Genomic DNA, 25,243 nt, shown 5'->3' on the forward strand with positions numbered 1-25,243 from the left:
TGGTTCCTGTCAACTAGGAAGGCAAACAGGTGTTGGTTGAAGCGAGTTACTGCGGATCCGGGTGGGGAGGTTGTCGGTCGGCGGCGGGCCGGGAGGCAAAGGGAGCTCCTTATCGGAACAGGCGGTGTGCGGTGCGTCGTGGACCACCGCGAACTGTCGAGCAACGATCATGGATTCAAGGTTGGCCTCAATCAGCGGCACGTTCAGGTCGACTGCTAATCTGCGCAGCACCTCTTCCGGGCAACCGTTGCGCTTCATAATGGACAGCGATTTGGACACGACATCCAGGTATTTCGCCATGTTTTCGATACGACGAGCTTCTCGCGTCTCGTTCAGCATTGCAATGCGCGAGACGAATTCGACAATCGCTTTCCAATATCGCTTCAGGCCGATGATGCGCGACATCGCGGCCTTCAGGAAGGTGAGCCAGTGCTGCTCCACCGTGAGCTCTAAGCGGCACTGCCGCGGGCATACTGTTCGGATTCCTCTGCCTCGGGTTCGATCTGGTGCGGAGGTTCGTGAATTGGAAAGTTTACTTGTTCTATGACGTCCGGATGCTCGAAAACCACCCCGATTTCGGGAGCGAGACGTCGCAGCAGGCGCGACATGAGCGTGGCCGATTCCACATCGTTCAAGGTGGGCATAGTGACCGAGATATACGACTCCGGTAGCAGACTTGCTGCGCGACTCAGTTGTTCGAAGTCTTCGGCGGTGATGCCGTACTGCGACATGAGGGGTTGAAGCTTGGCGATGTTCATGGTGGCGTTCCCGAAGATCGTTATCTGCCCTTCTTGTACCATGAATGCGCGCCATCTACCAGTGGTCGTCGCTTCAGTGCGCGGCAAAAGACAAGGACTTTGACCGAAGAGTAAATGGACGCGAAGGACGCGAACTTTTGACTACCGCTGCACTGAATAAGGCGGCAGTAAAGCACCTTAATGGTTTCGGTCCACTGCGAAGACGCACAGTTGCAGCAGGCTTTGTTTGTGCTCGCTTTCCGGCAGGCCGGCGATGGCGCTCGATGCGCGCTGCGCCGCTTGTTCGGCTTCGCGCCGGGTGTAGTCGAGCGCGCCGCTGGTGGTGATGGCCGCCAGGATCGCTTCGAAATGCTGCTCGTCGCCTTGCTCGATGCAGTTGCGCACCAGCTCGCGCTGCTCGGGCGTGCCGTTTTCCATCAGGTAGATCAGCGGCAGGGTCGGCTTGCCTTCGCGCAGGTCGTCGCCGACGTTCTTGCCGATGGTGTCGGCGTCGCCGGCGTAGTCGAGCACGTCGTCGATCAGCTGGAACGCGGTGCCCAGCGAGCGGCCGTATTCGCCGGCGGCGTCGATCTCGGCGTCGGTCGCGCCCGAAATCAGCGCGCCCAGTTGCGCCGCCGCCTCGAACAGTTTGGCCGTCTTCGAGCGGATCACGTTCAGGTACGATTCCTGGGTCACGTCCGGGTCGTGCATATTAAGTAGCTGCAGCACTTCGCCTTCGGCGATCACGTTGGTCGCGTCCGACAGGATCTGCATCACCCGCATGTTGTTCAGGCCGACCATCATCTGGAACGAGCGCGAGTACAGGAAGTCGCCCACCAGCACCGAGGCGGCGTTGCCGAACAGGGCGTTGGCGGTCTGGCGCCCGCGCCGCATCGACGATTCGTCGACCACGTCGTCGTGCAGCAGGGTCGCGGTATGGATGAACTCGACCACCGCCGCCAGCTCGTGGTGCGCCGTGCCCATGTAGCCGTACGCGTTTGCCACCAGCAACACCAGGGTCGGCCGGATGCGCTTGCCGCCGGCACTGATGATGTACTCGGCAATCTGGTTCACCAGGCTCACCTCGGAGTGCAGGCGCTGGCGGATGACCTGGTTGACCGCCTCGACGTCGGCGGCAATCGATTGGGCAATGTTGTTCGTTTTGGCGGGTGTGAGAGCGACTGACAAGGCGGACCTGCTAGTGACATGGATTGCGTGGATTATACGACAACCCCGGCGTTTCAGCCCGACGATCTGGCCCGGCGAACGGGGGAGGCCGACCGGCTCAAACGGCGTAACGTTGCCGACATACCACGAACTGTCGCGGTTGTGAATGCTTTTGACGATCAATTTCAATCCATGTATAATCACAGGTTCCCCCGGCTCTGCACATGCTCGACGTGACGTCGCCGTGGGACATTCTTTCAACATTTGATGAGGTTTCAAATCATGTACGCGGTCATAAAAACCGGTGGCAAGCAGTATAAAGTTGTCGCTGGCGAAAAACTTAAAGTAGAACAGATACCGGCAGACATTGGTTCCGAAATCACCATCGATCAAGTACTCGCAGTAGGCGCGGGCGACACCATCAAGTTTGGTGCGCCATTGGTCGAAGGTGCAACGGTTACCGTTTCTGTTGTGGCACAGGGTCGTCACGATAAAGTGAAAATTTTCAAGATGCGCCGCCGTAAGCACTACCAGAAGCACCAGGGCCATCGTCAGAATTACACCGAAATCCAAATCGTTTCGATCAACGGCTAATCGCTGTTGCCCGGTACACCCAGTCATCAAGGAGCTCTAAATGGCACACAAAAAAGGCGGCGGCACAACGCGCAACGGCCGTGATTCAGAATCAAAACGCCTTGGCGTTAAGGTTTACGGCGGCCAGACCATCAACGCCGGCGGCATCATCATCCGTCAGCGCGGCACCCCAGTGCGCGCAGGCGAAAACGTCGGCACCGGCAAGGATCACACCTTGTTCGCGCTGGTCGACGGCAAGGTCAAGTTCGTCGTCAAAGGCGCCGGTTCGAAGCAATTCGTTACCGTCGTCGCGAACGAAGCAGTAGCAGCTTAAGTATTCACGCCGGTTTCCGGCGTACACTTGTAAGGCGCAAGCCTTCCATCAAAAAGGCTCTCCCCACGGTAGAGCCTTTTTAGTTTTATGGCGGTACAAAATATGAAGTTTATCGACGAAGCAAGAATCGAAGTGATCGCCGGCGACGGCGGCAACGGCTGCGCCTCCTTCTGCCGCGAAAAGTTTCGCCCGTTCGGCGGACCGGACGGCGGCGATGGCGGCAAGGGCGGCTCGATCTGGGCCATAGCCGACCGCAACATCAACACGCTGGTCGACTTCCGCTACTCCAAGATGCACAAGGCGAAGGACGGCGAACCGGGCCGCGGCGCCGACTGCTACGGCAAGGGCGCCGACGACATCGAGCTGCGCATGCCGGTCGGCACTTTGATCGTCGATAACAACAGCGGCGAGATCATCGCCGACCTGACCGAACACGGCCAGATGGAACTGCTGGCCAAGGGCGGCGAAGGCGGCTGGGGCAACATCCACTTCAAGTCGTCGACCAACCGCGCCCCGCGCCAGAAGGGCGAGGGCAAGGAAGGCGAGCGCCGCGAACTGCGCCTCGAGCTGAAGGTGCTGGCCGACGTCGGCCTGCTCGGCATGCCGAACGCCGGCAAGTCGACTTTCATCACCGCGGTGTCGAACGCCAAGCCGAAGATCGCCGACTACCCGTTCACCACCTTGCACCCGAACCTGGGCGTGGTGCGCGTGTCGCACGAGAAGAGCTTCGTCATCGCCGACATCCCCGGCCTGATCGAAGGCGCCTCCGAAGGCGCGGGCCTGGGACACCAGTTCCTGCGCCACCTGCAGCGCACCGGCCTGCTGCTGCACATCGTCGACATCGCGCCCTTCGAGACCAATGTCGATCCGGTCAAGGAAGCCAAGGCGCTGGTCAAGGAACTGGAAAAGTACGACGAGACGCTGGTCGAAAAACCGCGCTGGCTGGTGCTCAACAAGCTCGACGTGGTGCCGGAGGAAGACCGCAAGAAGCTGGTCAAGGACTTCATCAAGCGCATGGCCTGGAAGGGCCCTGTGTTCGAGATTTCGGCGCTGAGCCACGAAGGCTGCCCTGAGCTGGTCAACGCGATCTACAAGCACCTCGAAGAGAAGAAGGCCGGCGAATACCGCGCCGAAGAAACGCAGATGACCGAGGAAGCGCGCGGCATCGCGTCGATCGACCCGGACGATCCGCGTTTCAAGATCCTCGAAGAAGAGTAAGTTGGCAGTACCCATGACGCGCGCGGCGCTGCGGCGCCAGCTGCTTCAGCTGATCGCGTACGCCAGTTCGCTGGCGGCGCTGGTTGCGATGCTGGACCCGGACCGCGTCGCCACCGTCATGGGCGAGTTTCTCGTTGGCGTGAACGGCTACAGCCAGTTCTACGCCATCTATGTCGGCACCAGGCTCGCTACCGCGGCCCTGGCGTTGTTAGCGGCAAGGCAGGGCGAACCGCCTGTCCTCGGCGATGTCACTGCATTGTTCGTCCTGGCGCAGCCGGCCGGCCGCTTCATCGCGGCGTTCGCAATCGGACTGCCCCAGGGATTTTTATTAGTCGTATGCGGGATCGAACTGGCTTGCGGCCTTGCGCTGCTGGCGTTGAGGCCCGCGATCAAATAAGAACCGCCGCCGATGAAATCCGTCATACAACAAGCATCCCGCATCATCATCAAAGTCGGCTCCTCGCTCGTCACCAACGACGGCCGCGGGCTCGATCACGCCGCCATCGCGCGCTGGGCCGCGCAAATCTCCGCCTTGCGCGCGCTGGGCAAGGAAGTCGTGCTGGTCAGCTCCGGCGCCATCGCCGAGGGCATGCTGCGCCTTGGCTTCGACGCCCGTCCCACCGACATCCATGAACTGCAGGCCTGCGCCGCCGTCGGCCAGATGGGCCTCGCGCAGATCTACGAGTCGAGCTTCCGCGCGCATGGCTTGGGCACCGCGCAGGTGCTGCTCACGCACGCCGACCTGGCCGACCGCGAACGCTACCTGAACGCCCGGTCCACGCTGACCACCTTGCTGCGCCTGGGCGTGGTCCCGATCATCAACGAGAACGACACCGTGGTGACCGACGAAATCAAGTTCGGCGACAACGACACCTTGGGCGCGCTGGTGGCCAACCTGATCGAGGCCGACGCGCTGGTGATCCTGACCGACCAGCATGGGCTGTTCTCGGCCGATCCGCGCAAGGACCCGGCGGCCACGCTGGTGGCCGAGGGCAGGGCCGGCGATCCGGCGCTGGAAGCGATGGCCGGCGGCGCCGGCAGCAGCCTTGGGCGCGGCGGCATGCTGACCAAGATCCTGGCGGCCAAGCGCGCCGCGCGCTCGGGCGCGCACACCATCATCGCGTGGGGGCGCGACAGCGACGTGCTGTCGCGGCTCGCCGCCGGCGAAGCGATCGGCACCCAGCTGACCGCCGACACCGGCCGCATGACCGCGCGCAAGCAGTGGATGACCGATCATTTGCACACCGCCGGCAAGGTGGTGCTCGACGCCGGCGCGGTGCAGAAGCTGACGCGCGAGGGCAAGTCGCTGCTGCCGATCGGCGTGGTTGGCGTCTCCGGCGAATTCGGGCGCGGCGCGGTGATCACCTGCGTGCGCGAGGACGGCGTGGCGGTGGCGCGCGGCCTGTCGAACTACAGCAGCAGCGAGGCGCGGCGCATCATGCGCAAGCCGTCGGCGGAGATCGAGAAGGTGCTCGGCTTCATGGAAGGACCGGAGCTGATTCACCGCGATAACCTGGTTTTGCTGTAGCGTCAAAACCGGGGTCAGGTCCGCAGGACCAGACCCCTAGTGCACGGCCGGCGGTGCAGCGGCCAGGCGCAACTCGATATTCCGGATGACCTCGTGGATATCGTCCGACGGCACCGGATGGCTGAAGAAGAATCCCTGCCCCAGGTGGCAGCCATGCGCCAGCAGCCAGTCCATCTGCTGCTCCGTCTCCACTCCCTCGGCCACCACCAGCATTTTCAGCGCCAGTCCCATCGCGACGATCGCCTGCGTCAGCTTCTCCGCGTTCGGGTCGTCCAGCATGCTGAAGGTGAACGACTGGTCGATCTTGATCGACTGCAGCGGCAGCGTGCGAAGGTAGCTCAGCGACGAAAACCCGGTGCCGAAATCGTCCATCGTGGTCGAGATCCCGCGCTGGTTCAGCTCCGCCAGCACGCTGCGGGTCTTGCCCAGCTCGCGCATCGCCGACGATTCCGTCACTTCCACCTCGAGCTCCTCCGGCGGCACCTGGAATTCTTCGAGCAGCCCGCTCAGGTACTCCACCAGGTTGGGCGACATGATGTCGGCCATCGACAGGTTGATCGCCAGCGGCAGCGGCGCCAGCCCCTGGTCGCGCCAGCGCGCCAGCGCTTCGATCGCGTGGCGCATCACCCAGCGGTCGATCTGGATGATCTGGTCGCTGCGCTCGGCCAGCGGGATGAAGGTGGCCGGCGGCGTGCGCCCGCGCGTCGGATGGTCCCAGCGCACCAGCGCCTCGATGCCGACCACGCGCCGGCTCGCCAGGTCGACCTTGGGCTGGAACGCCAGCGACAGTTCGTTCTGCTCTACCGCTTCATTCAGGTCGCGCTCGAGCAGGAAGGTGTTGAGCTGGTCGGTCTCCATCGAGGGTTCGAACATGGCGCTGCCCGCGCGTCCCTGCGCTTTCGCATGGTACAGAGCAAGGTCGGCGCGCCGCAGCAGGTCGGTGACGGTGCGCCCATGCGCCGGCGGGATGGCGATGCCGACCGACGCCGTCATGCGCAGCTGCTTGCCGTTGATGTCGAACGGCGTGATCACGGTCTGGTGCAGCCGCTCGGCGAAGTTCAGGGCCTGCGCCGGCTCCGGATGGTCCATCTGGAACAGCAGCATGAACTCGTCGCCGCCCAGCCGTGCCAGCAGGTCGCAGTCGCGGATCACCGCGCCCAGGCGGCGTCCGAACTGCAGCAGCAGCTGGTCGCCGGTGGCATGGCCGTAGGCGTCGTTGATTTCCTTGAAATGGTCCAGGTCGAGCAGCATCAGCGCGCAGTCGAACTGGCCGTCCTCGAGGCGGCGCGTGACTTCTTCTTCCATCGTGCGGCGGTTGAACAAGCCGGTCAGCTGGTCGTGGTGCGCGCGCCAGTGCAGCTTTTCGTGCAAGGTGCGATTGATGCGCAGCGTGTTTATTTCGCTGAGTATGTGCAGCAGCTTTTGCAGCGCTTCGGCTTCGGCCGCATCCCACGGCGCGCTGCGCCCCTTGACCGACTGCTGCCACTCGGCGAACGAGCGGCGCGGCTCGAGGCGCACCTGGCCGTCCGGCAGCTCGGCCACTTCCTTGTGCGGCTCGCCGGCCCAGCGCACTTGCTGCACCACCTCGGGCCGCGTGGCGAAGCAGAAGATCATGTTTTCCTCGAAGCGGTGCGCCAGCAGCATGCCGGCCGCCGCGGGCAGGCAGGCCAGCGCGCGCTTCGGCGCGGCGAGCAGGTCGTCCATCATCAGCACGCCCGGTGCGCGCGAGGCCGGATCGATCAGCGCGAGCACTTCGTTGGCCGCGCGCTGGGCCGGGCAGGGCCGCCGGCCAGGGCCGCTGACGAAGGACAGGGCGCCGATCTGCACGCCCAGCGTGTCGGCCTTGAAGGCCTTGAGCAGTTCGGGAAGGCGCGCGCGCAGAACCGTTTCGATTTCGTCGCCCAGCAGGAGCGCCTGGTGCAGCTCCCCGAGCATGTTGTTCAGCGCGAGCCGCCGCGCCACGGCCTCCAGCCGGCACAGCGTTTCGATGCGCATGTTGGTCACTTCGGCGGTTAGTTCGCATACCTGGCGCAGGCCTTCGCGGATCTGGTGCGGCGGCACCTTCGGCGAGTGATGATGGCAGGCGATCAGGCCCCACAGTTTGCCGTCCATGACGATCGACATCGTCAACGTGGCGCGCACACCCATGTTGCGCAGGTAGGACAGGTGCACTGGCGACAGGCCGCGCAGCATGCAGTGGCTTTGGTCGAGCGGAGCCTCGGATGGCGCGGCCAGCGGGACCAGCGTGTCCGGAACGGCTTCGACGTCGGCCAGCACGCGCAGGCGGTTGGTCAGGTACAGCGCGCGCGCCTGGGCCGGCAGGTCGGAGGCGGGGAAGCGCAGTCCGAGGTATTTCGTTTCGTATCCCGGGGCGGTGCGCTCGGCCACCACTTCGCCGCAGCCATCCGACAGGAAGCGGTAGACCATCACGCGGTCGAAGTCGGCGAAGTTCTGGACGACGCTGGCGCATTCGTCGAGGAAGGTGTCGATCTTGTCGGCATGGCGCAGGCGTCCGATGACCGCGGCGATGTCGGAAAAGTTATGGTTCTGCTTCTGCAGTTGGACCGCGCAGGTGGCCTGCGGCAGCCATTCGAGCACCGCCAGCCCGCCCGAGCGATGGCCGAGGCATTCCCAATCGGCGGGATCGCCTGGCGCCTGGCCGGGCGAAGTGCGCTCGAAGCGCGCGCGCCACGGCAGCGCCATCGGCTGCGAATCGGGCAAGGCATCGAGTTCCAGCTTGTCCTGCGGCGCCTTGCGTTCGACCCAGTCGAACACCGGTTCGCCGGCCAGCATTTCGGCGCGCGCCAGGCCCGGCCAGTGGCGCGCGATGCCGCTCGATACCTGCACGATGCGTTCGCTGGCAATGTCGACCGAGATCAGGAAACCGTGCGGCTGCACCGTACCCAGCAGGTGGATCGGCTCCTGCGCGCAGGCCCGCTCCAGCTCTGCCGAAATGGTGTCGTCCGGTTCGATGGGCTCCATGTTGCCGCGTCCCTGTCACGTCCACCCAAGTAAGACCGGCTGCGGTCAACGGAGTTCGCGCGGCAGCGCAGCTGTCAAACCCCGTCGGGGGCGGGTGTCTTCTGATTGTACTCGCACAGGTCCGCGATGATGCAGTTCCAGCACAGCGGCTTGCGCGCCAGGCAGGTGTAGCGGCCGTGCAGGATCAGCCAGTGATGGGCGTCGTGCAGGAATTCCTTCGGCACGAACTTGAGCAGCTTCTGCTCGACGATGTCGACGTTCTTGCCGGGCGCAATTTTCGTGCGGTTGGCCACGCGGAAAATGTGGGTGTCGACCGCCATGGTGGGCTCGCCGAACGCGGTGTTGAGCACGACGTTGGCGGTCTTGCGGCCGACGCCCGGCAGCGATTCGAGCGCCTCGCGCGAGTGCGGCACTTCGCCGCCGTACTGGTCGACCAGGATCTGGCAGGTGGCCAGCACGTTCTTGGCCTTGGTGTTGTACAGCCCGATGGTGGAGATGTAGGTCTTGAGCTCGTCCAGGCCCATGGCCAGCAGCTTGGCCGGCGTGTTGGCGACCGGATAGAGCTTGCGCGTGGCTTTGTTGACGCCGACGTCGGTCGACTGCGCCGACAGCAGCACGGCGATCAGCAGCTCGAACGGCGTGCTATATTCGAGCTCGGTGGTCGGGTGCGGATTGGCCTGGCGAAAGCGCGTGAAGATTTCGAGACGTTTGGCGGGGTTCATTCTTTGGCGGCCTTCTGGCGGGCGCGTTCGATGGCGGCGGCGATGATGGCGCGCTTGCGCTCTTTCTCGGCCAGCTGCTCGGGAGTGTTGGTTTCCTCTGCCGTCACTTCGCGCATCTTGGCCACCGCCTTGGCGGCCAGGCGCGCGTCGTTTTCCTCGCGCTCGCGCTGCAGGCGCGCAGTGCGGAAGTCGTGGCGCTCGCGCGCGGCGTCGGCCTGCTGCTGGGTCCAGGCGTCCCAGCCGGTGCGCTCGTCGGTGACCGGATACATGACGATGCAGTCGACCGGGCAGGGCGCCACGCACAGGTCGCAGCCGGTGCACAGGCTCGGGATGATCGTGTGCATCTGCTTGGAGGCGCCGACGATGGCGTCGACCGGGCAGGCCTGGATGCACAGGGTGCAGCCGATGCACAGGTTCTCGTCGATGAAGGCGACCGGGCGCGGGCGCTCGAAGCCGTTGACGGGATTGATCGGGATCACGGCGCGCCCGGTGATCGCGGCGATGCGGCGCACGCCTTCGAGGCCGCCGGGAGGGCACTGGTTGATGTCGGCTTCGCCGCTTGCGATCGCTTCGGCGTAGGGCCGGCATGCGGGATAGCCGCACTTGGTGCACTGCGTTTGCGGCAGCACGTCTTCGATCTGGTCGGCGAGGGTCTTGGTCACGGCGCTGGAAGATGCTGAAAACGCCATTATGTCATGCGGCGGCCAAAAAAATGGGGTCAGGTCCGACGGACCTGACCCCATGGCCTGCGGCGCAAGTAGATCAGCCGTGCTTCTTGATGAACTCGCCGATTTTCGGGCAGATCACTTCGCGCCAGCGGCGGCCCGAGAAGATGCCGTAGTGGCCGGCGCCAGGCGCCACGAAGTCCTGCTGCATGTCGGCCGGAATGCCGCTGCACAATTCGTGCGCCGCCTGGGTCTGGCCGGCGCCGGAAATGTCGTCCAGCTCGCCCTCGACCGTGAACAGCGCGACCGTCGTGATGTCCTGCGGACGGACCAGCTGGCCGCCCACTTCCCAGGTGCCGCGCGGCAGGGCGTAGTCCTGGAACACCGTCTTGATGGTGTCGAGGTAGTACTCGGCCGGCATGTCGAGCACGGCGTTGTACTCGTTGTAGAACTGGCGATGGCTTTCAGCCGGCTCGTCGTCGCCCAGCACCAGGTGCTGATAGAACTCGCGGTGACTCTGCGCGTGGCGGCCAGGATTCATCGCGATGAAGCCGGCGTGCTGCAGGAAGCCCGGATACACCTTGCGGCCGAAACCTGGATAATTCGCCGGTACGCCGTAGATGACGGTGTTTTCGAACCACGAAAACGGTTTTTCCGCCGCCAGGTCGTTAACCGCGGTAGGCGATTTGCGCGGGTCGATCGGGCCGCCCATCATCGTCATCGTCTTCGGCAGCTTCGGATCCTTATTGGTGGCCATCAGCGAAATCGCCGCCAGCACCGGCACGGTCGGCTGGCACACCGAGATCACGTGCAGGTCGGGCGCCAGCATCCGGATGAAGTCCTGCACGTAGAAGATGTAGTCGTCCAGGTGGAAAGCGCCTTCCGACTGCGGCACCATGCGCGCGTCGGTCCAGTCGGTGATGTAGACGTCGTGGTTCGGCAGCAGCCCGCGCACGGTGTCGCGCAGCAGCGTCGAGTGGTGGCCGGACAGCGGCGCGACCAGCAGCACTTTCGGCTGCTTCAGCTTCGCCAGCCTGGTGTCGCTGAGGTCCTTCTTGAAGTGCAACAGCTTGCAGAACGGCTTGTTGACGACCGTACGCTCCATGATACCGACGGTTTCGCCGGCGATGGTGGTGTCGGCGATGTCGAAGGCTGGCTTTTCGTAGTCCTTGCCGAGCCGATACATCAGCTCGTAGCCGGCAGCGATGCGCTGCGAGAACGGGGTGTGCGCGAACGGCGACACCGGATTCGAGAACAGCTTCGAAGAGGCTTCGGCCCACTGCATCATCGGCGTCAGGAGCGAGCGCTGCATCTCGTGTAATTGGTAAAGCATAAATAGATCCTTCGTGATTTCTGTCACGGCGCAGGATTCTGCGTCAGGCGACCAATTAATTATAGGCTATACGGCGCTCCCTGCTGCAACTTGATGTGCCTCATGGCAAATGCTCAAGGCAGATCAAGGTGAAGTCACGTCGATTCCTTCAGACACGATTGGACCATAGATCGGCGCGCCGCTTGGTGCGACGCACCACATAAAAAGAAAATGCCCCGCAAGCGGGGCATCTCTGTATCGCCAATGAGACTGAGCGATTTTAGTCGAACACCGGGCTCTCGACGCCGAGGATCTTGTGCAGCTTGGGCGAAGTGGTGGTGTATTGCATGTGAATTTTTTTGTCCGGGAAGATGTACGGCGCCGCGCCGAAGGCGGCCAGCGCCGCTTCGTGGAAGCCGGACAGGATCAGCTTCTTCTTGCCTGGATAGGTGTTGATGTCGCCTACCGCGAAGATGCCGGGCACGTTGGTCTCGAACTTTTCGGTGTTGACGACTTTGAGCTGGCGGCGCTCGATGTCGAGGCCCCATTCGGCGATCGGGCCGAGCTTCGGCGACAGGCCGAAGAACACCAGCAGCATGTCCAGCGGGACGCGGCGGGTGACGCCATCGGCGCCGGTGACTTTCACTTCGGTCAGCTGGCCGGCCTTCTCGTCGAAGCCGGTGACCTGGCCGATGATCAGCTGCATTTCGTAGGCGTCGCACAGGGCCTTCATCTTGGCCACCGATGCCGGCGCGGCGCGGAAGTCCTCGCGGCGGTGCAGCAGCACGACCGACTCGGCCTTGCCGACGAAATTCAGGGCCCAGTCGAGGGCCGAGTCGCCGCCGCCGCAGATGACCAGGTTCTTGCCTTCGAAGATCGCCGGTTCCTTGACGCGGTAGTGCAGTTGGGTGCCTTCGAACTTTTCGATGCCGTCGACCTTGATCGTGCGCGCCTGGAACGAGCCGACGCCGGCGGCGATGAAGATGGTCTTGGTGATGAACTGGGTGCCGGTCGACGTCTCGACGTTGAAGCGGCCGTCTTCACGGCGCTGCACGACGGTCACTTCCTGGCCCAGGTGGAAAGTCGGCTCGAACGGCTCGATCTGCTTGAGCAGGTTGTCGGTCAGTTCCTGGCCGGTGCACACAGGCACGGCCGGGATGTCGTAGATCGGCTTGTCCGGATACAGTTCGACGCATTGACCGCCCACGGCCGGCAGCGAATCGATCACATGGGCCTTGATTTCCAGCAGGCCCAGCTCGAACACCTGGAACAGGCCGACCGGGCCCGCGCCGATGATGACGGCATCGGTGTCGATGGCGCCGGCGAAGGAACTGTTAGGGGCGACACTGGCCGCGTCGTGAGGAATCGTCATGCTTTTACTTCCTGTAATTGTTGGTGCGTGGTGCGGTGGCGCGAGGGATCAGCGAACCAGCTGGCCGATCTTGTCCTTGACGTCTTTCCACTGGTCGGCGTCGGGCAGGGCCGGCTTGGTCTTGGTGATGGACGGCCAGGTGCGGGCCAGGTCGACGTTGATCTTGATGAACTGAACCTGGTCGGCCGGCACGTCTTCCTCGGCATAGATCGCGTTGACGGGGCACTCGGCGACGCAGACGGCGCAGTCGATGCACTCGTCAGGATCGATCGTCAGAAAATTCGGGCCTTCCCGGAAACAATCTACCGGGCACACATCGACGCAGTCCGTATAGCGGCAGGCGATGCATGATTCGGTGACAACGTGGGTCATAACAGTCCTATCAGTGAATGGGGTGTTGCGGCGTGGCGATACGCGAACCGGGTTCGCCAACCATGGCAGAGCACTGTATTTTACGGCAATTCGGTTTTGGCCACAAATCGGGCTCATACACAATATAAATAAGCATATGCGGGTCCTGCCGGCCGATGTTAGCTCAGCCGGGCGGTGGGACGGCGCAGCGCAGGGAACGGGGACCGGGCGTCTCGTCGCTCCGCCGGACCTGGCCCCGAGTTGGGCGCTGACGCCTAGCGCAGCCGCAGCGACTCGCCCTGCGGCCAGCCGTCGGCCATCGGCTCGGGCGCGGCCGCCGGCCCGGTGCGCCCATGCTCGGCGCACCAGCGCGCCAGCGCCTGCGCCTCGCCGTCGAGCACGTGCGCGACGTCGTAATATTCGGCCAGGTTCATGGTGCCGCAGCAGGCGCGCCGGTCCTGCACCGTGCCGGGCCGGTCGCGCACGCCCGCCGGCAGCACCAGCGGGTCGCTGTGGTCCTCGGTCAGCGGCACCGGCGACTCGACCACCTCGCGCACCGTAAAGCGGTTGCGGATCGCGTTGCGGTAAGCCACCGGCTTGCCGTCTTCCACGGTCAGGCGCAGCATCTGGTTGACCACGTCGGCGTAGGCGGGGGCATTGTCGGGCGCGGCCACCAGCGCGCGCAGCACCAGCGCGCGCAGGTAGGCGCCGACGTCGTGCAGCACCATCGCGTCGTCCAGCAGCGCCGGATTGCGCTCGAACGCGAACAGGTCGGCCAGGATGTCGTAGACGGCGCCGGTAAATACCTGCGACAGCGCGTGCACTTCGCTGCCGGCGTCGGTCAGGGTCAGGTCGTTGTCGGCGTTGCGCAGGCCGGTGGAGGCGCCCAAGGCCAGGCCGAACTGCTCGGCAATGTCGGCCAAAAAGGTTTTATCGTGCAGGCGCGCCTTGGTCTGGGCCACGATCGCCTCGCACTGGTCGAGCTGCGACAGCGCCAGGAAGATCGCGGTCAGGTCGCCGAACGATTCGTGCAGGCCGCCGGTCTGGGGCGGATTGTCGGCGTTGAGCCAGGCCGGTTTCAGGCCGTCGAGCACCGCGTGGCCGGTTTCATGCGACACGATGTCGAGCGAGCGGCAGGTGAACACGCGCTCGGCCTGGCCGCTTGGCACGAAGTCGCCGAACTTCAGGCAACACTGCGAGCGGCTGTAGAACGCATTCATGGTGTTCGGCAGGCCGTAGGGATAGACCTGGATCGGCGCGGTGTCGACGCTGCTGTTCCATTGCCACGGCAGCGGCATGTCGTCGCCCACCTTCGACAGGGCGCGCTGGTACATCGTCAGGGTCTGGCGCACCACGGCGAAGGTGTGCACCGCGTCGAACTGCGGCGTGTCGGGCGCGGTGATGAAGTCGCCGAACGCGTTCGGGCTGACCTGCGCGATGCCCGGGTCGCCCGAGACGATGCGGGCGTCGCGCGGTCCGTCGAGCACGATCCCGGGCAGGAAGGCCTTGCGGGTACCGATTTCGGCCACCGAGGGATCTTGTTTCCACATCAGCACGCGCGCGCCGAAGGCGAACGGCAGCGGCACCGGCGTGGGCGGAGGCTGCTCGCCGCGCGGCGGGCCCGGCTCGTCGAGCAGCTGCGCCGCCTTGCGGTGGGCGCGGTAGGCGGCGCTGGGGATGGGCACATAGCTGAGCGGCGATGCCGGGGTCGGGTCGGCCAGCTGCTGGCCGGGGATGTCGCGGGAATCCATGGTTTTCTCCTCTGAAAGCGTTGCTTTCCCGAAGAAATAGTCGCGCCTTGTGCCGGACAGCCGCTTGATACTCATCAATTGACAATTCGGTGGGATAAAATGCCCCGCTGATAACGACAACAATCGGGAACTTTCATGCTCATCGCCGGCATTCCCCTGGAGTTTTTCCTGTTCGCGATCGTGCTGGGCATGATCGCGTTCGCCCACGTCAGCACCCTGGCCACGGCGCTGGCCGGCGCGGCCGCGATCACGCTGTACAAGGTGCTGTTCGCGCCGTATCACGAAGGGGCGGGGCTGGCCGGATTGCTGGGCCACGCCGGCGCCGAGTGGGTCGGGCTGGCCAACCTGCTGGCGCTGCTGCTCGGCTTCGCGCTGCTGGCGCGCCACTTCGAGGACAGCGGCATCCCCGCCAGACTGCCCGACTACCTGCCCGACGGCTGGACCGGGCCGCTGGTGCTGCTGGCGTCGGTGTTCGTCATTTCCAGCTTCCTCGACAACATCGCCGCGGCGATCATCGGCGGCACCGTCGCGCACTCGGTCTTTCGCGGCAAGGTGCACATCGGTTACCTGGCGGCCATCGTCGCCGCGTCCAACGCGGGCGGCTGCGGCAGCGTCGTCGGCGACACCACCACCACGATGATGTGGCTGGCCGGCGTTCGTCCGATGCAGGTGTTCCCGGCCTATGTGGCGGGCGTGGCGGCGCTGGCCGTGTGCGCGGTGCCGGCGTCGCTGGCGCAGCACGCGCATTGCGCCATCGTCAGGGACGCGCCGGCCGGCGCCCGCGTCGACTGGGCGCGCGTGCTCATCGTCGTGCTGATCCTGCTGGCGGCGATCGGCGCCAACCTGCTGCTCAACCTGCGCTTGCGCCACTGGAGCGAGACCGCGCCTTTCCTCGGACTGGCGCTGTGGGCCGCGATCCTCGTCACCGCCGCGCTGCGCCGGCCCGACTGGAGCGTGCTGCCCGGCGCGGCCAAGGGCGCGGCCTTTTTGCTGGCGCTGGTGTGGGCCGCGTCGTCGATGCCGGTCGAGGCGCTGCCGGCGCCAAGCTGGCAGTCGGCGCTGACGCTCGGTTTCGTGTCCGCGGTGTTCGACAACATCCCGCTGACCGCGCTGGCGCTGCGCCAGGGCGGCTTCGACTGGGCCTTCCTGGCCTACGCGGTCGGCTTCGGCGGGTCGATGATCTGGTTCGGCTCGTCCGCCGGCGTGGCCTTGTCGAACATGTATCCGGAAGCGCGCTCGGTGAAGTTGTGGGTGCGCCACGGCTGGCACGTAATCGTCGCCTATGTCGTCGGATTTTTCGTGATGCTGGCGCTGCTGGGCTGGCATCCTGGCTGAGCTGCTGGCATCATGGCGGATTACTCGAAATCGGAAGGCAGCAACGGATGGCGGATATCAGCATCGTTCAGGCGCACGGCCTGAGCGCAACGGCGGCGCGCGAAGCGGCGCAAAAGGTGGCGGACAAACTGGCGCGCGATTATCAGCTGGCGTGTAGATGGCAGGGCGACGTGCTGCATTTCGAGCGCAGCGGCGTGCAGGGCGCGCTGACCTTGCAGGAGCAGCAGGCGCGCATGGTGATCAAGCTGGGATTTTTAATGGGGGCGTTTGCGTCGACCATCGAAGCGAAGGTCGCCGAAAGCATGAAGAAGGTGTTCGCTGCGGCGTGACGCGAAAACAGGCTCAGGTCAGCGCGACCCGAGCCCGGTACTGCTTATTCCTCTTTCAATTCCTCGATCAGGTCGATGTACTGCTGCATCGCTTCTTCCTTCGAGGTGCCCTTGAAGCCATCCCACGCATCGAACTTGGCGCGGCCGATCATGTCGGTAAAGCCCGGACGCTCCCCGGTCGCATCGCCTGCCGACGCTTGCTTGTACAAGCCATAAATCTTCAGCAAGGTCATGTTGTCGGGACGCTCGGGCAGGTTCTTCGAATCGGCCTGGGCCTGGGCAAACTGTTCTTGCAAGCTCATAAAAACTCCTGTGGACGGGACGGGAAGGGTGCTGCTTAGACGGCGAGCAGGTCGACGTCGAAAATCAGCGTGGCGTTCGGGGGAATCACGCCGCCGGCGCCGCGTGCACCGTAGCCGAGGCTGGCCGGGATGGTCAGGCGGCGCGAACCGCCGACCTTCATGCCCTGCACGCCTTCGTCCCAGCCGCGGATGACCTGGCCGGCACCCAGCGAAAACTGAAACGGATCGTTGCGGTCCTTGCTCGAATCGAACTTGGCGCCGGTGCTGCCGTCGTCGTTGCGCAGCCAGCCGGTGTAGTGCACGGTGACGTGCTGGCCGGCCTTCGCTTCGGCGCCGCTGCCGACGGTGGTGTCTTCGTACTGCAGGCCGGAATCTGTGGTGGTCGTGGTCATGGTTGTCTTTCTAGAATGAGAGTGTTGGGGAATTGTAGTGCATGGCGTATCAAAGCGCCAATTGGGGGGATCTGGCGAACTTTGCGAAAAATTGAACGTCTCATGGATGCCCCCTTCGGCTGATACGCTGACCCTTCTCTAGGAGACCCTCAATGCTCTGGGAATACATCTTGTTCGCCGTACGTACCAGGGAGTTCCGGCAATATGTGAAGGCTGTGATCGAGCTGATCTTCCATTTTGTTGGGTCGACCGTCCTTTTCCTGACGCTGGTTGTCTTGGCGTGGGGAATGTCCTGGGGGCTGGCTTCCTTGCAAGCTACGCATCCGTTTTCGACTCAGCTAAATGAATTTTTCAACCTGATTGAACTTTATTTAGTTTATGGAGACTCACTCTTATTCGCGTCGGTGATCTCGGTCGGCGCATATCGGATTATCATGAGGGGATGGGAGGCGACCAAATGAGCAACGAATACCTGGACGCAGCGAAGCGAGGCTTTTTCGGCAGTTTTCTGATAGCCGCTGAGGTACTCGCATTCTTGCCCAAGCTGATTGCAAGACTCTATCGCAAGCTGCGGGATGCTCGTCCTGTCGCAGACGGTAAAGGCAAGCCGTCCGTTACGCCCGGCCCGCACTGATCGGCTGCAGCGTTAACGGCGGGGTCAGGTCAAGACCTGCTCCCGTCTTCGCGCGCCGGATGTTGCCGCCGGGTTCGATTGTCGCGTTAAAGCAGAACGCACCAGGGATTTCCACGTAGAATATGTACTTTGGCCCCCTACGAGCGAATATCCTCCCATGCTGCGCAGTTTTCACAGGTTGTTGTCGTCCTTCCTCTGTCTTGCCCTGCTCGCCGGCGCGGCCCACGCCAATGTCGTGGTCGTCCTCAATTCGCGCGACGCCACCGTCAAGCTGCTGAACCAGGAAACCTATGCCGAGGTGGCGACGTTCGCCGTCGGCAAGGAGCCGCACCACCTGATGGCCACGCCCGACAACAAGTCGGTCATCGTCGCCAGCTCCGTCGGCAACGAACTGATCTTCCTCGACCCGATCACCGGCCAGATCCAGCGCAAGCTCAAGGATGTGTTCGACCCGTACCAGATCGGCTTCTCGCCCGACCAGAAATGGTTCGTCAGCGCTTCGCTGCGCCTCGACCGCGTCGACATCTACAAGTACGACGGCGCCAACCTGACCCTGACCCGCCGCATCCCGCTCGGCAAGCTGCCAAGCCACATGGCCTTCAACAAGGCCAGCGATACCGTCTTCATCACGCGCCAGGGCAGCGACCAGGTCAGCGCCATCGACCTGGCCTCCGGCGCGGTCAAGTGGACCATCCCGGTCGGCAAGCTGCCGGCGGGGATCGCGATGACGCCGGACGACAAGTACCTGCTGGTCGGGATCATGGGATCCGATTACGTCGAGGTGATCGACTGGCGCACCCAGAAAACCGTCAAGCGCATCAAGGCCGGCGATGGCACCCACAACTTCCGCTCGCTGGGCGACAAGCGCCACACCTTCGTGTCGAACCGCGTGTCGAACTCGATCAACATCATCGACCAGGTCACGCTGGAAAACGTCGGCACCATCAACGTGCCCGGCGGCCCGGACTGCATGGAGCTGACCCGCGACGGCAAGACCCTCTGGGTCACGCTGCGCTGGATCAAGAAGGTCGCCGTGATCGACGTCGCCACGCGCAAGATCGTCAAGCTGATCCCGGTCGGGCGCTCGCCCCACGGCGTGTTCTTCGCCGACTCCGCGCCGCGGATGTGATGAGCCGCCGCCGCGCGCTGGCCGCCTTGCTGCTGGCGGCCGCATCCCAGACCGATGCCGCCGACGCCTGCCGCGGCACGGTCTACCTGACCTTCGACACCGGCAGCCAGTCGCAGGCCGAGTTCATCGCCGCGACCCTGAACCGCCATCACGTCAAGGCCACCTTCTTCATGGCCAACGAGAAGACCACGCGCGGCGACTGGTCGCTCGACCCGTCCTGGGCGCCGTTCTGGAAAGCGCGCGCCGCCGAAGGCCACGCGTTCGGCACCCACACCTTCGACCACGTCTATTACAAGGGCGACGGCGCGAACGGCAACATCGAGGTCAAGCCGCAGTTCGGCGCCAGCGCCGGCAAGACCCTGTCGTGGACCCCGGCCGAGTATTGCGCCGAACTGAAACGCGTCGACCGGCGCTTCAATGAACTGACCGGCCGCCGGCTCGATCCGATCTGGCGCGCGCCGGGCGGCAAGGTGTCGCCGCGCACGCTGGCCGCCGGCAAGGCCTGCGGCTACACCCACTTCGGCTGGGCGCCGGCCGGCTTCTCGGGCGACGAGACCTCGAGCGAGGCCTTCCCCAACAGCGTGCTGCTCAAGCGCGCGCTGGCCAGGCTGAAGGACGGCGACATCTTCGTCGCGCACCTGGGCATCTGGTCGCGCAAGGACCCGTGGGCGCCGGCCGTGCTCGAGCCCCTGATCACCGGACTCCAGCAAAAAGGCATGTGTTTCGCTACACTGCGTGAGCATCCCGATTTTCCGAAAAAGCCATGATCCAGTTTTTCATCGACCTGTTTGGCGCCGCCCAGGGCTGGCTGTTCGAGCACGCCGTCGAGCCCTTCATGTTCATCAGCGGCCTCGGTGAGTTCACCGAAGAGGCCTTCGAAGGCACCGAGTGGTTCCTTATCGGCCTGGTCGAACTGGCCGCGCTGTACCTGGTGCTGCGGCCGCTCGAAGCGCTGATCCCGGTGCACCCGCTGTCCGACAAGCGCGCGCGCTGGAACGATTTCATCTACACGCTGGTGCACCGCCTCGGCCTGTTCTCGATCGCGATCTTCTTCACGCTCGATCCGCTGATGGACCACATTGCCGGCCTGCTGCGCCTCGAAGGCGTGCATCCGTTCAACCTCGAATCGCTGCTGCCGTCGATGCCGCCGCTGGCCAGCTTCCTGCTGTACCTGGTGGTGCTGGACTTCTGCGATTACTGGTTCCACCGCGCCCAGCACCACTTCGACTGGTGGTGGGGCCTGCACAGCCTTCACCACAGCCAGCGCGACATGAACCTGTGGAGCGACAACCGCAACCACCTGCTCGACGACCTGCTGCGCGATATCGTGATGGCCATCGTCGCGCTGGCGATCGGCGTGCCGCCCGGCCAGTTCGTGCTGCTGGTGTCGCTGTCGCGCGTGCTGCAAAGCCTGCAGCACGCCAACGTGCGGATCCATTTCGGCCGCATCGGCGAACGCCTGCTGGTGTCGCCGCGCTATCACCGCACCCACCACGCGATCGGCGTCGGCCACGAATCGGCCGGCAAGGGCACGCTGGGCGGCTGCAATTTCGGCGTGCTGCTGCCGGTATGGGACCTGCTGTTCCGCACCGCGCGCTTCGACACGCAGTTCGCCCGCACCGGCGTGCGCGACCAGCTGGAAGGCCGCAACTACGGGCGCGGTTTCTGGCAGCAGCAGTGGTTCGGCCTGAAGCGCATGGTCGAATATGCGCGCAAGGGCGCCGCGTGATGCGCGCGGTGCTGAACGCCTACGGGCGGGCGCTGGCGTCGCAGTTCAGCGGCCGCATGCTGCTGCTGTCGATCGTGCCTTTCCTGCTGTCGGTGGCGCTGTGGGCCGCGCTGCTGTATTTCGGCTTCCAGCCGCTGGTCGACTACGTGCAGTCGCTGTTTACCGATTACGGCGGCTACAAGACCAGCGGCAGCCTGCTGTCGATGTTCGGCATGGGCATGCTGAAAACGGTCGCGGTGCCGCTGGCGGCGATGCTGCTGTTGCTGCCGCTGATGATCATGACGTCGCTGCTGTTCATGGGCGTGGCGGCGATGCCGGCGATCGCCCGCCACGTCGGCGCGCGCCAGTTCGCGACGCTCGAGAAGCGCAAGGGCGGCAGCCTGGCCGGCAGCGTCATGCTGTCGCTCGGATCGGCGCTGCTGTTCCTGCTGCTGTGGCTATGCACGCTGCCGCTGTACTTCTTCCCGCCGCTGGCGCTGGCTGCCCAGGTGGCGCTGTGGGGCTGGCTGACCATGCGCGTGATGAGCTACGACGCGCTGGCCGATTACGCCAGCGCCGACGAGCGCCGCGCGATCATCCATGCGCGCCGCGGCGCGCTGCTGGCGATCGGCATGCTGTCGGGCGCCGCCGGCGCGCTGCCCGGCATCGTCTGGATCGGCGGCGCGCTGATCTCGGTGGTGCTGTTCCCGTTCCTGGCGATGATCTCGATCTGGCTGTATCTGGTGATCTTCATCTTCACCGGCCTGTGGTTCCAGTACTTCTGCCTGCAGGCGCTGGCCGAGCTGCGCGCCGGCGAAAAATCGGCGCAGGCGGGCGCCGAAATCGTGGCAAACTAACAGCATCGAATCGCCAACGCGCGGCCTTGTTGTCGTGTCGATCTCATCCTTATGTGAACTACATAACGCTCGTGGCCGCCTGTGCGGATGCGGGCGTTGTTTTTTTGCGAAAAAAATCGGGCGCGCGACTATTTGTCGATATGTCTGACGTGTCCGGAGCGTTGATGTGGTGGAATGTACGTATGCGAGTGCCAATTTCCGACGTCGGGTTTTGGTTGAAATTCGCACTAATTCGAAACGGCCGCGTTGTTCGAAACCGACCCCTGCAAGGATGGCGATGGTCGGCACGAAAAACGCGGAACGCAAAGATTCAAACTGGTTGAGCCATCATGGAAAGTAATATCGAAGATCGTCCGAACAGCGTCGCCAACGCGGTGCGCAAGCTGCGCGAGCGCGCCGCGTCGATCAATCTGGGCCGCACGCGCACCGCGCCGGCGGTGGAGGGCGAGGGCGCCGATGCGTCCCGTCCGCATTATCCCCAGCCGCACCTGCAACTGGTGCCCGAGCCCGGGACCGAAGGCGGCGCGCCGCCGCCCGACGGCGCCGCGCCCGACCAGGTGCCGCCGAAGCGCAAGCGCAGCCGCATCAAGCCGGCGCTGCTGCTTGTGCTGCTCATGCTGCTGTCGGTGCTGACCTGGCTGCTGATCCAGGAAACCCGCACCTCGTCGATGCAGGCCAGCTTCTTCTCCGGCCTCGCCAGGAAGATCAGCTACAAGGTCGAGCCGGGGCCGAGCAATGCGATCCGCTTCCCATCCGACAGCCCGTACGACGAGCGGCTTGGCTACGCCAACATGCCGGACTACTTGGCCAAGCTGAAGGCGCACGACTACGAAGTCACCGCCCAGGCACGCATGTCGCCCAAGATGGTCGAGCTGGCCGACATGGGCTTCTTTTCCACGTACCGCGAAAAGACCCGCGTCGGCCTCGACATCTTCGACTACAAGAACCAGCCGATCTTCACCGCGCGCTTCCCGGAGCGCGTCTACAACGGCTTCGAGACGACTCCGCTGCTGCTGGTGAAAAGCCTGCTGTTCATCGAGAACCGCGAGCTGCTCGACACCACCTACCCGAAGCGCAATCCGGCCGTCGAGTGGGACCGCTTCAGCAAGGCGGTGTTCGATAAATCGCTGCACGTCGTCAAAGGCGGCGACAAACGCTCGGCCGGCGGCAGCACGCTGGCCACCCAGATCGAAAAGTACCGCCACTCGCCCGATGGGCGCACCAGTTCCCTGTCCGACAAATACCACCAGATGGTCTCGGCCGCCTTGCGCGCTTACCAGGGCGGCGAGGACACCACGCTGGCGCGGCGCCAGATCGTGGTCGACTACATCAATACGGTGCCGCTGTCGGCCAAGCTCGGCTACGGCGAAGTGAACGGCATCGGCGACGGCATGTGGGTGTGGTACGGCCGCGAATTCAATGAGCTCAACCGCGCGCTGCGCGGCCCGGTCGACACGCCGGAAGCGGCGCTCGCCTACAAGCAGGCGCTGTCGCTGTTCATCGCCCAGCGCCGTCCCGCGCACTACCTCGGCGCCGGCGCGCAGGACCTGGAAGAGCTGACCAACACCCACCTGCGCGTGCTGGCGCAGGCCGGCGTGATCACGCCCGCGCTGCGCGACCTCGCAGCGGCGCAGAAGCTGCATCCGGCGGCCGGCACCGGCGTCGCGCCGCCCGCGGCCAACAGCTTCACCACGCGCAAGGCGTCGAACGCGGTGCGCACCCACCTGGCCGGCCTGCTGGGCGACTCGCGCCTGTATAACCTCGACCGCCTCGATCTGTCGGTATCGAGCACGCTGAACGCCGAAGCGCAGAAGGCCGTCACCGAAAAGCTGCGCAGCCTGACCAACAACGAGAACGCGGTCGCCGCCGGCCTGACCGGCAAGGGCATGCTGGGCAACGGCAATCCGGCCAACGTGGTGTACAGCTTCACGCTGATCGAGCGCGGGCCGAACGCCAACTTCCTGCGCGTCCAGACCGACAACTACGACCAGCCGCTCGACATCAACGAAGGCGCCAAGCTCGATCTCGGCTCGACCGCCAAGCTGCGCACGCTGGTCACCTACATGGACATCGTCGAGCAGCTGCACCAGCGCTTCGAGCCGATGACGCCGGCCGAACTGAAAAAGGTGGCGATCGATCCGAAGGACCGCATGTCGCTGTGGGGCGTCGAATACTTCCAGGGCCTGAAGTCGGGCGGCGACCGCAGCCTGAAGGCGATGCTCGAAGCGGCGATGGAGCGCAAGTACTCGGGCAATCCGGGCGAAGGCTTCTTTACCGGCGGCGGCCTGCACCACTTCGGCAACTTCAGCAAGCTGGACGACTCGCGCATCCTGACCTTGCGCCAGGCGCTGCGCAACTCGACCAACCTGGTGTTCGTGCGCATGATGCGCGACGTGGTGCGCTACTACATGTTCCAGCTGCCCGGTTCCTCGGCGTCGCTGCTGGCCGATTCGGACGACCCGCGCCGCGCCGAGTACCTGGCGCGCTTCGCCGATCGCGAGGGCCGCGAATTCCTCGGCAAGTTCTTCAACAAGTACAAGGGCAAGACGCCGGCCGAAATGGACAAGATCCTGCTCGCCAGCTTCCGTCCGACGCCGGCGCGTTTGGCCGCGGTGCACCGCACCGTGTATCCGCAGGCGACGCTGGCCGAATTCGGCGCCTACCTGAACGCCAACCTGCCGTCGACCAACGAGGTGCCGGCCGAGAAGATCGCCAAGATGTACGAGACCTACGCGCCAAACGTCATGTCGCTGCAGGACCGCGGCTACCTGTCGTCGCTGCATCCGCTCGAACTGTGGGCGGTCGGCTACATGCGCCTGCACCAGGGCGCGGGCTGGAAAGAAGTGGCCGACGCCAGCGTCAAGGAACGCCAGGAAGTGTATTCGTGGCTGATCAACACGCACCGCAAGCACGCGCAGGACAAGCGCATCGCCGGCCTGATCGAAATCGAAGCGTTCCAGAAGATCCACGCACAGTGGAAGAAGATGGGCTATCCGTTCGACTCGCTGGTGCCGTCGTACGCCACCGTGCTGGGTGCGTCGGCCGACCGGCCGGCCGCGCTGGCCGAGATGATGGGCATCATCGTCAATCAGGGCCAGCGCAAGCCGATCCAGAAGATCGACACGCTGCACTTCGCCAAGGACACGCCGTACGAGACCGTCGTCAGGCACGTCAAGAACGACAAGTTCGAGCAGCCGATTTCAGCGGAGGTGGCGCGGGTCGTCGCCGAAGAGATCCGCGGCGTGGTCTCGGACGGCACCGCCAAGCGCGTCAAGTCGGCGTTCGTCGCGGCCGACGGCAACATCATCGCGGTGGGCGGCAAGACCGGCACCGGCGACCAGCGTTTCGACGTGTATGGCGGAGGCGGACGGCTGATCGAGTCGCGCTTCGTCAACCGCTCGGCGACCTTCGTCTTCAACATCGGCGAGCGCTTCTTCGGCAGCATGACGGCATATGTACACGGGCCGGAGGCGGAGCATTACGACTTCACCAGCGCGCTGCCGGTGCAATTGCTGGTGGCCCTGGCGCCGACCTTGATGCCGATGATCGATCCCGAGGCGGCGGCAAAGCACAAGGCCGCGGCGGAAGCGGCGAAGGCTGCTCCGGTTGTCGCAGAGGCGAAGGTCGAGAAGGCGCCGGAAGGGGCTGAAAAGCCGAAGGCAGCCCCGCTGAAACCGAAGGAGCCTGCTGTCGCTGAAGACAAACCCAAAGCGGCCGTCGCCAAACCGAAAGATCCGGCCGCGGTGGAGGACAAACCGAAAGCGGTTAAGAAGGCGGCGCCGAAACCGAAAGAGGAAGTGCCGCAGCGGCCGCAAGAGCTGTTCTAGCAAATGGGGTCAGGTCCG

At 64.5% G+C, this 25,243-nt stretch carries 26 protein-coding genes; 14 read left to right on the forward strand and 12 right to left on the reverse strand.

All coding sequences use genetic code 11. From position 1 onward, the window contains the following. Nucleotides 1–9: 9 nt before the first annotated feature. From AC1D02_RS01495 to ispB, 3 genes are all read right to left on the reverse strand, one after another. A complete protein-coding gene (locus tag AC1D02_RS01495; protein ID WP_477312983.1) occupies nucleotides 10–441 on the reverse strand; it encodes a hypothetical protein in 432 nt (143 codons plus the stop codon). Nucleotides 442–449: 8 nt separating this feature from the next. After that, nucleotides 450–758 carry a hypothetical protein gene (locus tag AC1D02_RS01500; protein ID WP_477312985.1) on the reverse strand — a complete coding sequence of 103 codons (309 nt, stop codon included), beginning with the start codon at nucleotides 756–758 and terminating at the stop codon, nucleotides 450–452. Between the two features lie 177 nt (nucleotides 759–935). Beyond that, nucleotides 936–1,925, reverse strand: coding sequence for an octaprenyl diphosphate synthase (ispB, locus tag AC1D02_RS01505; protein WP_477312987.1), 990 nt, complete (start codon nucleotides 1,923–1,925; stop codon nucleotides 936–938). Nucleotides 1,926–2,186: 261 nt separating this feature from the next. Between ispB and rplU the strand changes: the two genes are divergently transcribed. The 5 genes from rplU to proB all read left to right on the forward strand — a co-directional run bounded on the left by rplU (nucleotide 2,187) and on the right by proB (nucleotide 5,557). Continuing rightward, on the forward strand, nucleotides 2,187–2,498 hold the full coding sequence (rplU, locus tag AC1D02_RS01510) for a 50S ribosomal protein L21 (RefSeq protein ID WP_477312989.1): 312 nt from the start codon (nucleotides 2,187–2,189) through the stop codon (nucleotides 2,496–2,498). Nucleotides 2,499–2,538: 40 nt separating this feature from the next. Continuing rightward, nucleotides 2,539–2,811, forward strand: a complete 273-nt coding sequence (gene rpmA, locus AC1D02_RS01515; RefSeq protein WP_477312991.1) for a 50S ribosomal protein L27 — start codon at nucleotides 2,539–2,541, stop codon at nucleotides 2,809–2,811. Between the two features lie 102 nt (nucleotides 2,812–2,913). Beyond that, nucleotides 2,914–4,029, forward strand: coding sequence for a GTPase ObgE (obgE, locus tag AC1D02_RS01520; protein WP_477312993.1), 1,116 nt, complete (start codon nucleotides 2,914–2,916; stop codon nucleotides 4,027–4,029). 1 nt (nucleotide 4,030) lies between these two features. Continuing rightward, the gene (locus AC1D02_RS01525; protein ID WP_477312995.1) at nucleotides 4,031–4,426 is read left to right on the forward strand and encodes a DUF4345 family protein; all 396 of its coding nucleotides are present in this window, start codon (nucleotides 4,031–4,033) and stop codon (nucleotides 4,424–4,426) included. 12 nt (nucleotides 4,427–4,438) lie between these two features. Next, nucleotides 4,439–5,557, forward strand: a complete 1,119-nt coding sequence (proB, locus tag AC1D02_RS01530) for a glutamate 5-kinase (RefSeq protein ID WP_477312997.1) — start codon at nucleotides 4,439–4,441, stop codon at nucleotides 5,555–5,557. 36 nt (nucleotides 5,558–5,593) lie between these two features. On the opposite strand, the gene AC1D02_RS01535 is transcribed toward proB, so the two are convergent. The 7 genes from AC1D02_RS01535 to AC1D02_RS01565 form a co-directional block, all read right to left on the reverse strand. Next, the gene (locus AC1D02_RS01535; RefSeq protein ID WP_477312999.1) at nucleotides 5,594–8,539 is read right to left on the reverse strand and encodes a bifunctional diguanylate cyclase/phosphodiesterase; all 2,946 of its coding nucleotides are present in this window, start codon (nucleotides 8,537–8,539) and stop codon (nucleotides 5,594–5,596) included. 74 nt (nucleotides 8,540–8,613) lie between these two features. Next, on the reverse strand, nucleotides 8,614–9,261 hold the full coding sequence (gene nth, locus AC1D02_RS01540; RefSeq protein WP_477313001.1) for an endonuclease III: 648 nt from the start codon (nucleotides 9,259–9,261) through the stop codon (nucleotides 8,614–8,616). Further along, nucleotides 9,258–9,950: an electron transport complex subunit RsxB gene (gene rsxB, locus AC1D02_RS01545; RefSeq protein WP_477313003.1), complete on the reverse strand. Its 693-nt coding sequence runs from the start codon at nucleotides 9,948–9,950 to the stop codon at nucleotides 9,258–9,260. The genes nth and rsxB overlap by 4 nt, the downstream gene beginning before the upstream one ends. Before the next feature lie 73 nt (nucleotides 9,951–10,023). Further along, nucleotides 10,024–11,259 carry a polyhydroxyalkanoate depolymerase gene (locus AC1D02_RS01550; protein ID WP_477313005.1) on the reverse strand — a complete coding sequence of 412 codons (1,236 nt, stop codon included), beginning with the start codon at nucleotides 11,257–11,259 and terminating at the stop codon, nucleotides 10,024–10,026. A gap of 259 nt (nucleotides 11,260–11,518) precedes the next feature. Continuing rightward, nucleotides 11,519–12,610, reverse strand: a complete 1,092-nt coding sequence (locus AC1D02_RS01555; protein WP_477313007.1) for an NAD(P)/FAD-dependent oxidoreductase — start codon at nucleotides 12,608–12,610, stop codon at nucleotides 11,519–11,521. A 48-nt stretch (nucleotides 12,611–12,658) separates the two neighbouring features. After that, nucleotides 12,659–12,982, reverse strand: coding sequence for a ferredoxin FdxA (gene fdxA / locus AC1D02_RS01560; RefSeq protein ID WP_477313009.1), 324 nt, complete (start codon nucleotides 12,980–12,982; stop codon nucleotides 12,659–12,661). Nucleotides 12,983–13,236: 254 nt separating this feature from the next. Then, nucleotides 13,237–14,712 (reverse strand): hypothetical protein, encoded by a 1,476-nt coding sequence (locus AC1D02_RS01565; RefSeq protein WP_477313011.1) that lies wholly within the window; start codon nucleotides 14,710–14,712, stop codon nucleotides 13,237–13,239. A gap of 135 nt (nucleotides 14,713–14,847) precedes the next feature. Here AC1D02_RS01565 and AC1D02_RS01570 point away from each other — a divergent pair, with 135 nt between their 5' ends. Beyond that, nucleotides 14,848–16,047 carry a citrate transporter gene (locus AC1D02_RS01570; protein ID WP_477313013.1) on the forward strand — a complete coding sequence of 400 codons (1,200 nt, stop codon included), beginning with the start codon at nucleotides 14,848–14,850 and terminating at the stop codon, nucleotides 16,045–16,047. Nucleotides 16,048–16,094: 47 nt separating this feature from the next. Beyond that, nucleotides 16,095–16,376: a polyhydroxyalkanoic acid system family protein gene (locus tag AC1D02_RS01575; RefSeq protein ID WP_477313015.1), complete on the forward strand. Its 282-nt coding sequence runs from the start codon at nucleotides 16,095–16,097 to the stop codon at nucleotides 16,374–16,376. A 44-nt stretch (nucleotides 16,377–16,420) separates the two neighbouring features. On the opposite strand, the gene AC1D02_RS01580 is transcribed toward AC1D02_RS01575, so the two are convergent. Together AC1D02_RS01580 and AC1D02_RS01585 are read right to left on the reverse strand one after the other, a co-directional pair. Further along, nucleotides 16,421–16,678, reverse strand: a complete 258-nt coding sequence (locus tag AC1D02_RS01580; RefSeq protein ID WP_477313017.1) for an acyl-CoA-binding protein — start codon at nucleotides 16,676–16,678, stop codon at nucleotides 16,421–16,423. A gap of 35 nt (nucleotides 16,679–16,713) precedes the next feature. Further along, nucleotides 16,714–17,070: an FKBP-type peptidyl-prolyl cis-trans isomerase gene (locus AC1D02_RS01585; RefSeq protein WP_477313019.1), complete on the reverse strand. Its 357-nt coding sequence runs from the start codon at nucleotides 17,068–17,070 to the stop codon at nucleotides 16,714–16,716. Nucleotides 17,071–17,222: 152 nt separating this feature from the next. Between AC1D02_RS01585 and AC1D02_RS01590 the strand changes: the two genes are divergently transcribed. The 7 genes from AC1D02_RS01590 to AC1D02_RS01620 all read left to right on the forward strand — a co-directional run bounded on the left by AC1D02_RS01590 (nucleotide 17,223) and on the right by AC1D02_RS01620 (nucleotide 25,225). Next, nucleotides 17,223–17,531 (forward strand): hypothetical protein, encoded by a 309-nt coding sequence (locus tag AC1D02_RS01590; protein ID WP_477313021.1) that lies wholly within the window; start codon nucleotides 17,223–17,225, stop codon nucleotides 17,529–17,531. Further along, entirely contained in the window at nucleotides 17,528–17,704 is a 177-nt protein-coding gene (locus tag AC1D02_RS01595; protein WP_477313023.1) for a hypothetical protein, read from the forward strand. Before AC1D02_RS01590 ends, AC1D02_RS01595 begins: the two co-directional genes overlap by 4 nt. A 157-nt stretch (nucleotides 17,705–17,861) precedes the next feature. After that, nucleotides 17,862–18,833 carry a YncE family protein gene (locus AC1D02_RS01600; RefSeq protein WP_477313025.1) on the forward strand — a complete coding sequence of 324 codons (972 nt, stop codon included), beginning with the start codon at nucleotides 17,862–17,864 and terminating at the stop codon, nucleotides 18,831–18,833. Continuing rightward, nucleotides 18,833–19,600, forward strand: a complete 768-nt coding sequence (locus tag AC1D02_RS01605; protein WP_477313027.1) for a polysaccharide deacetylase family protein — start codon at nucleotides 18,833–18,835, stop codon at nucleotides 19,598–19,600. Before AC1D02_RS01600 ends, AC1D02_RS01605 begins: the two co-directional genes overlap by 1 nt. Beyond that, the gene (locus AC1D02_RS01610) at nucleotides 19,597–20,562 is read left to right on the forward strand and encodes a sterol desaturase family protein (RefSeq protein ID WP_477313029.1); all 966 of its coding nucleotides are present in this window, start codon (nucleotides 19,597–19,599) and stop codon (nucleotides 20,560–20,562) included. The genes AC1D02_RS01605 and AC1D02_RS01610 overlap by 4 nt, the downstream gene beginning before the upstream one ends. Continuing rightward, nucleotides 20,562–21,398, forward strand: coding sequence for an EI24 domain-containing protein (locus tag AC1D02_RS01615; protein ID WP_477313031.1), 837 nt, complete (start codon nucleotides 20,562–20,564; stop codon nucleotides 21,396–21,398). The genes AC1D02_RS01610 and AC1D02_RS01615 overlap by 1 nt, the downstream gene beginning before the upstream one ends. A gap of 329 nt (nucleotides 21,399–21,727) precedes the next feature. Further along, complete coding sequence (locus AC1D02_RS01620; RefSeq protein WP_477313033.1) at nucleotides 21,728–25,225, forward strand: transglycosylase domain-containing protein; 3,498 nt, start codon at nucleotides 21,728–21,730, stop codon at nucleotides 25,223–25,225. Nucleotides 25,226–25,243 lie beyond the last annotated feature (18 nt).

This window comes from Massilia sp. P1_C10, from assembly GCF_056406475.1.

Excerpts from the sequence above, each read along its gene's own strand:
- AC1D02_RS01555 (WP_477313007.1), bottom strand. The coding sequence starts at position 12,610 with ATGACGATTCCTCACGACGCGGCCAGTGTCGCCCCTAACAGTTCCTTC.
- AC1D02_RS01580 (WP_477313017.1), bottom strand. The coding sequence starts at position 16,678 with ATGAGCTTGCAAGAACAGTTTGCCCAGGCCCAGGCCGATTCGAAGAAC.
- AC1D02_RS01600 (WP_477313025.1), top strand. The coding sequence starts at position 17,862 with ATGCTGCGCAGTTTTCACAGGTTGTTGTCGTCCTTCCTCTGTCTTGCC.
- rplU (WP_477312989.1), top strand. The coding sequence starts at position 2,187 with ATGTACGCGGTCATAAAAACCGGTGGCAAGCAGTATAAAGTTGTCGCT.
- AC1D02_RS01535 (WP_477312999.1), bottom strand. The coding sequence starts at position 8,539 with ATGGAGCCCATCGAACCGGACGACACCATTTCGGCAGAGCTGGAGCGG.
- AC1D02_RS01615 (WP_477313031.1), top strand. The coding sequence starts at position 20,562 with ATGCGCGCGGTGCTGAACGCCTACGGGCGGGCGCTGGCGTCGCAGTTC.
- rsxB (WP_477313003.1), bottom strand. The coding sequence starts at position 9,950 with ATGGCGTTTTCAGCATCTTCCAGCGCCGTGACCAAGACCCTCGCCGAC.
- AC1D02_RS01565 (WP_477313011.1), bottom strand. The coding sequence starts at position 14,712 with ATGGATTCCCGCGACATCCCCGGCCAGCAGCTGGCCGACCCGACCCCG.
- AC1D02_RS01610 (WP_477313029.1), top strand. The coding sequence starts at position 19,597 with ATGATCCAGTTTTTCATCGACCTGTTTGGCGCCGCCCAGGGCTGGCTG.
- AC1D02_RS01550 (WP_477313005.1), bottom strand. The coding sequence starts at position 11,259 with ATGCTTTACCAATTACACGAGATGCAGCGCTCGCTCCTGACGCCGATG.
- AC1D02_RS01590 (WP_477313021.1), top strand. The coding sequence starts at position 17,223 with ATGCTCTGGGAATACATCTTGTTCGCCGTACGTACCAGGGAGTTCCGG.
- obgE (WP_477312993.1), top strand. The coding sequence starts at position 2,914 with ATGAAGTTTATCGACGAAGCAAGAATCGAAGTGATCGCCGGCGACGGC.
- AC1D02_RS01620 (WP_477313033.1), top strand. The coding sequence starts at position 21,728 with ATGGAAAGTAATATCGAAGATCGTCCGAACAGCGTCGCCAACGCGGTG.
- proB (WP_477312997.1), top strand. The coding sequence starts at position 4,439 with ATGAAATCCGTCATACAACAAGCATCCCGCATCATCATCAAAGTCGGC.
- AC1D02_RS01570 (WP_477313013.1), top strand. The coding sequence starts at position 14,848 with ATGCTCATCGCCGGCATTCCCCTGGAGTTTTTCCTGTTCGCGATCGTG.
- AC1D02_RS01595 (WP_477313023.1), top strand. The coding sequence starts at position 17,528 with ATGAGCAACGAATACCTGGACGCAGCGAAGCGAGGCTTTTTCGGCAGT.
- fdxA (WP_477313009.1), bottom strand. The coding sequence starts at position 12,982 with ATGACCCACGTTGTCACCGAATCATGCATCGCCTGCCGCTATACGGAC.
- nth (WP_477313001.1), bottom strand. The coding sequence starts at position 9,261 with ATGAACCCCGCCAAACGTCTCGAAATCTTCACGCGCTTTCGCCAGGCC.
- rpmA (WP_477312991.1), top strand. The coding sequence starts at position 2,539 with ATGGCACACAAAAAAGGCGGCGGCACAACGCGCAACGGCCGTGATTCA.
- AC1D02_RS01585 (WP_477313019.1), bottom strand. The coding sequence starts at position 17,070 with ATGACCACGACCACCACAGATTCCGGCCTGCAGTACGAAGACACCACC.
- AC1D02_RS01575 (WP_477313015.1), top strand. The coding sequence starts at position 16,095 with ATGGCGGATATCAGCATCGTTCAGGCGCACGGCCTGAGCGCAACGGCG.
- AC1D02_RS01500 (WP_477312985.1), bottom strand. The coding sequence starts at position 758 with ATGAACATCGCCAAGCTTCAACCCCTCATGTCGCAGTACGGCATCACC.
- AC1D02_RS01605 (WP_477313027.1), top strand. The coding sequence starts at position 18,833 with ATGAGCCGCCGCCGCGCGCTGGCCGCCTTGCTGCTGGCGGCCGCATCC.